Genomic DNA, 6,370 nt, shown 5'->3' on the forward strand with positions numbered 1-6,370 from the left:
ATTCACAAGACTGTGCCTGAAATTGAATAAGGAATAGCAGTGCAAGATGTTCTCTATGGCATTAAAAATCGTTATTTACATGGATTATTTTGTGCTGCAAGAAAGATGTATTTGACATGTATATAAAGTTCCTTATTTCACAATGTGAGAAAAATAAACCTATGGACGGTTGGAGGGATTTCATTTGAATATGAAAGAAACAGAATTGCCAGGAATCGGTCGTAAATATCAGTTGGAAGCTCGCAATGGAGATCAATTGGTCATCATAGTGCATGATGATGGACGACGAGAAATGTATCATTTTGATCAGCAGAATCAAGAAGAGAGTATTTCGATGGTGACATTGGATGATGATGAGGCGCGCGCAGTTGCTGCTATCGTTGGTGGGCTTATCTATAAGCCGAAGGCACTCGAGACGGTCAATGTTGCCTTGGATGACCTCATGATTGAATGGTACAAGGTGGAGCCTCATGCAGCCTGCGTTGGCAAGAGCATCGGAGAAATTAAAGTACGCGAAACGACAGGGGCAACGATTATAGCGATTCTTGAAAAGGATAAAAAAATAATCAATCCAGGACCTGATGTCGTGTTATCTGCTCATACAACGCTTGTCGTTGCAGGGGAAAGACAACATATTAAGCTGCTTAAGCCTTGGCTGTTAAGTGGAAGCGAATAAGCAGAAAACGGGGTGAACTATGGATACGATTATTTTCGAGGTTGGATTAGCTATTGCTTTAATTGGACTAGTGGGCGTTATTGCAACGAAGCTTCGCTTCTCTGTCATTCCTTTCTATATTCTAATCGGGATGGCGGTTGGGCCGCACGCGCCGCATTTTTGGATATTTGACTTCCGTTTCATTGAGAGTTCAGTCTTTATTGATTTTATGGGTCGTATTGGGGTACTGTTCCTGTTGTTCTACTTGGGGCTGGAATTCTCCGTAGGACGCTTGCTCAAATCAGGGAAATCCATCGTGGTTGGAGGAATTTCCTATATTGCGATTAACTTCGTCTCCGGCTTGCTGATAGGTTGGCTGATGGGAATGCCACTTGCGGAGACACTGGTCATTTGCGGGATTATGACAAGTTCATCAACCGCGATAGTAGCGAAAGTATTGGTCGATTTAAAACGGACGGCGAATCCGGAAACTGAAGTGATTATGGGCATGATTATGTTTGACGATTTATTCATCGCCATTCATATGTCCATTTTGTCCGGTCTTGTACTTAGCGGGGGCGCATCCCTCGGAACGGTACTGATGACAACGGGATCTGCACTTGTATTCATTTTGTTATTCATTATTTTGGGCCGCAAGGCGATGCCGTTCATTGATCGAATCTTGAACGGGAAATCATCAGAACTGTTCCTTATTTTGGTGATGGCAACATTGTTCCTCGTAGCTGGATTTTCGGAAACACTGCATGTGGCAGAGGCGATTGGAGCTCTATTAGTAGGACTTGTACTTGCTGATTCCCAGCATGTGAAGCGGATTGAACATTATGTGATCAACTTCCGTGATTTCTTTGGGGCTGTGTTCTTCTTCAGCTTCGGCTTAACGATTGACCCGATGACATTAGGGGGAGCAGTTGGTATGGCGATTGTCGCCGTGATCTTAACAATAATCGGGAATGTCATCGCAGGGATGCTGGCAGGTCGCGCAGCAGGCTTATCGAGCCGTGCTTCCATTAACATTGGTTTCACATTGGCCTCAAGAGGAGAGTTCTCCATTATTATGGCGAATATCGGCAAAGCTGGAGGGCTGCTACCGGTTGTCCAATCTTTTGCCGTGCTATATGTATTGTTGCTTGCGATCTTAGGTCCACTCTTAACGAAGGAGTCCAAGCGCATATACAACCTGGTCGATAAGGGGATTCAAGGGAGTAAATCGCTATTCGGGAAGAAGCGAGTTCGTGGCAAGGAACAGAGCACGAACTCAGATGGTGTATAGTTGGATGGCTCATCTTTAAAAATCGGGTACGTTTTGAGAAAAATAGGTTATATTATATATTGTAAGGCATACCCATTCAAGGGAGGGATAGCGTATGAATATCACTATCGATCTCACGCAGATTGGGAGCGCTTATGAACACAAGGATTGGAAACGGGTGGATACAATCTATAGACATGCAAGGGAACGGATGATGGCGGGCGATACTGTCATCTTGCAGAGAGACGTACCTAACCGTGCTCCTATTGCGGTACGAACCTTCGAACAGCTGGATGAGCTGGAAGAATGGATTCGCCATATGGAGGACGAGTACTGTCTAGCAGAACCCTATGCGTAATGGAACATTCCATCTATGATGGTTACGAATTTGAGCCGCTGAGCATTCAGCGGCTTTTGTTTTTCTCTTAGAGGACTAGAAGGGGAATCGAGCGTGTCGAATGGCCGGTATCCATACGATTGGAGCAGCTACAGTTTCGAGATTCCTATCGGGAAGTGCACTCGGATCCGCTCACGAAGCCGGCCGTGACTTGGACGCCAGGAGGGAATGGACATATCGCCCTGGACGAGGTGCATGATCGCATTGATTTTGTCTATGCGGGAGGGCCGTCTGCTACGATTGACAGCCGTATTGTAGGCGAGAGAGGTCCCTATACTGATATTGCGATTACGCCATGGCCGTCTGATCATCGGGCAGTTGTCTCTACCTTCGAACTCATTCCTGCAAGGATTTCGATGGACATTGGATCATCCATTCAAGTGAGCCATGAACGGATAGTCCAAGGTAAAGGGACAATTGAAGCGAGCCGGAATATTGAATAAGGAATAGGGGCATAGGGAAACGAAACGGTACTCTGTGGGGTACCGTATTTTGCTGTTGATCAATTGCGGGGGGAAGCGGAGGTCAGGCCATTGTTTGACTGAGTGCAAATCTTTCATTCTAGTAGATCAAAATCATCCTGTCCATTGTTGCAATGAAAGCGAGTTAGGAGGCTTGCCTTTGTCGGGCAACGAGCATGCTGCATAACATATAGTCAGGGTCTGCGAGTGCTTCGTCAATACTCTAGCAGAGGCATTGAAAGTGCTAGATACAGGCCAAAGTGTATACGACTGCAGAGGAGGGCAAGCATGGACCGATTCAATCTTCTACTCAAAACGGGTGCTGCAGCTGTTGGAGGAACGTTTTCGTTTGTATTTGGAGGATGGCCTGCGTTAGTTCAGGTTCTGTTAACGATGGTAATATTAGATTATGTGACAGGGATGTTAGCTTCCGCTGTGGAAGGGAAATTGTTGAGCCGGGTCGGTCTTATCGGGATAGCGCGCAAAGTATTCATTTTCTTCATTATTGCACTCGCTCATCAGATCGATATCGCGTTTGACAGCAAAGAGATGATTCGAGATGCGACAACCTATTTTTATATGGCTAATGAAGTGTTGTCGATTGTTGAGAATGGGGGCCGACTCGGTGTGCCAGTCCCAAATGTAATCAAGAAGGCGATCTTTGTATTGAAGGATAAAAGTAACGATGGAGACGACAGTCAGAAGGGGGATAAGCGAGACAACCAGCAGGAGAAAGATGACAACTCCCCTCAAATCTAAGCTGTTGTTCAAAAAGGACGAGCCTTGAACGCGATGCCGCGGTGGAAGGAAGGAGTGGCCTTGGACAGCTAGTATGTTTGATGCTGGAATGAGAGGCACTCCTTATTCTATCCGTGAACGTGAATGATCTCGAAGGAAGGCTGTCTTTGTGGAAAATATGTTGCTTCTACATAAATTTCAGGTAAGGCCGGTCAGAGACCGGATGATGGTTATCAAGTTGCTTGTTTTTCGGCTGAATATTGCGGAACACGATGACGAAGGGCTGTTTCAGAGCATTGTTAATTGGCTCTTGTGCAGCCTTTTTTTGCGGATTTGATTATGGAATGTACATATGCCCTAAGCAGGCTAAAAGGATATGAATATCATAAGCATTATCAAAGCACGACATAAATTTGGGTAGGGGGGACAGGTGGATATATGAACGGTGATAATGCGATTCGCATAACGTCGAAACCTTGGAGTAGTAAGCTGAAATTCGAATATGCCCAGGCGAGCGGGCTGACGTCCGGAAGCGTATGGCCACCCCCTGGGTGCGCGCTAATATTTCCTGTTCCACCGGTACCACCGACTCCACCGGAGACCGGCAAGGTGCTGAAGGTAGAAACGTTCCAATTCATTACAAGAAGCGACGGGGTAAAATCCACGTACACGAACGAGAATGCGCTGCCGCAATACGGAAGCTCGGACATACTGGATCCGGCAACTGTATCCTACACGAACTTGTTCATCAACGGCGTTCTTCAGCCGCTTATTGTGTACAAGGTGTCGGCTGGGGCATTAACCATTGATGAGGTGCCAGTGGACGGCGTTCCTATAACGCTTCAGTTCATACGAATTTTTCATGCGGAAATGGGGTGATTCGGATTAGGGATCGAACAAACATAAAAAAAGCGGGGAACAGATCATGAGGAACCAATTAGTCGCTTGTTTCTTGTATGTGGGATATAATTTCGATCCGCAATCTTACAACAGGAGGTGAAAAAATAGGATACATAGATATTACCATAAGTCGAGAAAGACCTTTAACCAAAGAAGGTATACTTTCTCTTTCTCCAAGATTGTTGGAGGAAAGCAAACACGAAAATTTTGCAAGCATGTTTATTTTGTTGGAAAAGATTCAAGTTGTAACCTGAGCGTTCACCATATCATGTACACAATCAGTACCTCTAGGATCAGCATCAAATAAGGTATCTCAAAAGGGGAGTGAAATAAATGGCAATTATTAAACCGTTTCTGGCAGGCAGGAAATTCAGTTCGACCATCGGAGCAGGCACGGGAACAGGTGCTGCGTTTACGATTGCGGCCACAGCATTTACAAATGATACTGGTGCTACAGCAACTTCATTTCCAGCCTCATTTGCCTACTATGACCTTTATATCAATGGGGTTCTCCAAATGGGAGATACGTCTATAGTTACGACAACATCAATAACAGTCCCTGGCGGCGATGCGCTTGATCCTGCCACGCCGCTCATCGTTGAGTTTATTGTGAATTAACCAAGAACGATTGTTTCATATGCTGATCATAGACTGTTCTGGTTATATTCCAGAGCAGTTTTTTGTTGGCTTTTAAATGTGTTTTTTTCTTCAAGACAACTGCAAGGTTCAATACTTGTCCCACTTGCATCTAATATAGCATCCCTTAAGAAAAGGAGGAGAAAATAATGCCTATTACTCAACCATTTGTAGCAAGTCGGAAATTTGCAGCTACGATTGGAGTCGGGACTGGAACTGGCGCCACATTCGCGGTTGCCGCAACAGCTTTTACGAATGACGCTGGTGCTGCAGCAACAGCATTCCCAGGTTTATTCGCTTATTATATTCTCTATATTAATGGCACCATCCAGACAGCAGATACGTCGACAGTAACGACAACAACGATAACGATTCCTGGAGGAGATGCGCTTGACCCTGCTACCCCAATCCTCGTCGAATTTGTCGTAACGTAATGCCGATATATAAATAGTGTGTGTGTTTAAATATCGGGGGTGTCCCAAAAGTCTAAAAAGACTTGGGACGCCCCCTTGTTTTCAAATATGTAAAACAAAAAGAAACCGTTCTTTAGTAAAATGGAAGTACCACCCACCATTTACGAAAGGAACGGTTTCTTTGTACATTCAATATAGCATGGATCAACTTTATCTGCCAATGGATTTGGAAGAAGACATTCCCCAAAATCACCTCGTTCGTATCATCAATCATGCGGTGAATCGCATAGACGATCAAATATTTGCAGCAGCTTATCCCGGTGGAGGCCGAAATAGTTACCACCCGAAAATGCTCACTAAAATTATCATCTACGCCTACACGCAACGTATTTATTCTTCTCGCCAAATTGCTAAAGCCGTGAGGGAGAACATTCCTTTTATGTGGCTTGCAGCCAGACAGCGTCCGGATTTCCGTACCATTAATCGTTTTCGCTCCGAGCGAATGAGAGGCGTGCTTGAAAAGATCTTCACATCTATCCTTGGTTTCCTTATTGAGGAGAAGTACATTAAGATGGAGCATTATTTTGTAGACGGTACGAAAATCGAAGCGAATGCGAATAAGTACACCTTCGTATGGGGAAAATCTGTGGCGAAGCACAGAGCTAATTTGCAAGAGAAAGTAAAAGTATTGTTTACGAGCATTGAAGAAGCAGAGCGACAGGAAGAGCAGGAACTACAAGATCGAGATTTACTAGAGCTGGGCGAATCGAGCGAAGTCACGAGCGTGAAGTTGGAACAAGCGGTAGCGAAACTGGAACAAAAGCTGCAGGAACAACCAAAAGATAAACCACTAAAAAAAGCAGTTCGGTTGTTGCGTAAAGATTTTTTGCCGCGATTAAA

The 6,370-nt window shown here is 44.9% G+C and carries 9 protein-coding genes; all 9 read left to right on the forward strand.

Features of this window, described 5'->3' with window-relative positions:
• The first annotated feature begins 190 nt into the window (after positions 1–190).
• Positions 191–676, forward strand: a complete 486-nt coding sequence (locus ABN764_RS18765) for a cation:proton antiporter regulatory subunit (RefSeq protein WP_174810904.1) — start codon at positions 191–193, stop codon at positions 674–676.
• A 19-nt stretch (positions 677–695) separates the two neighbouring features.
• Positions 696–1,946 (forward strand): cation:proton antiporter, encoded by a 1,251-nt coding sequence (locus ABN764_RS18770; RefSeq protein WP_021256619.1) that lies wholly within the window; start codon positions 696–698, stop codon positions 1,944–1,946.
• A 94-nt stretch (positions 1,947–2,040) separates the two neighbouring features.
• Positions 2,041–2,283, forward strand: coding sequence for a hypothetical protein (locus ABN764_RS18775; RefSeq protein ID WP_021256618.1), 243 nt, complete (start codon positions 2,041–2,043; stop codon positions 2,281–2,283).
• Positions 2,284–2,402: 119 nt separating this feature from the next.
• Positions 2,403–2,765 (forward strand): hypothetical protein, encoded by a 363-nt coding sequence (locus tag ABN764_RS18780; RefSeq protein ID WP_446672715.1) that lies wholly within the window; start codon positions 2,403–2,405, stop codon positions 2,763–2,765.
• Positions 2,766–3,071: 306 nt separating this feature from the next.
• Positions 3,072–3,542 (forward strand): phage holin family protein, encoded by a 471-nt coding sequence (locus ABN764_RS18785; protein WP_446672716.1) that lies wholly within the window; start codon positions 3,072–3,074, stop codon positions 3,540–3,542.
• Positions 3,543–3,959: 417 nt separating this feature from the next.
• Entirely contained in the window at positions 3,960–4,400 is a 441-nt protein-coding gene (locus tag ABN764_RS18790; RefSeq protein ID WP_446672717.1) for a DUF4183 domain-containing protein, read from the forward strand.
• A gap of 354 nt (positions 4,401–4,754) precedes the next feature.
• Positions 4,755–5,039 carry a DUF4183 domain-containing protein gene (locus ABN764_RS18795; protein ID WP_446672718.1) on the forward strand — a complete coding sequence of 95 codons (285 nt, stop codon included), beginning with the start codon at positions 4,755–4,757 and terminating at the stop codon, positions 5,037–5,039.
• Positions 5,040–5,206: 167 nt separating this feature from the next.
• Positions 5,207–5,491 carry a DUF4183 domain-containing protein gene (locus ABN764_RS18800; RefSeq protein ID WP_021256612.1) on the forward strand — a complete coding sequence of 95 codons (285 nt, stop codon included), beginning with the start codon at positions 5,207–5,209 and terminating at the stop codon, positions 5,489–5,491.
• Between the two features lie 160 nt (positions 5,492–5,651).
• The coding region (locus tag ABN764_RS18805) for a transposase (protein ID WP_446672719.1) at positions 5,652–6,370 on the forward strand (719 nt) is incomplete at its 3' end.

Source organism: Paenibacillus wuxiensis (assembly GCF_040195695.1).
GTDB lineage: Bacteria > Bacillota > Bacilli > Paenibacillales > Paenibacillaceae > Paenibacillus_B > Paenibacillus_B suaedae.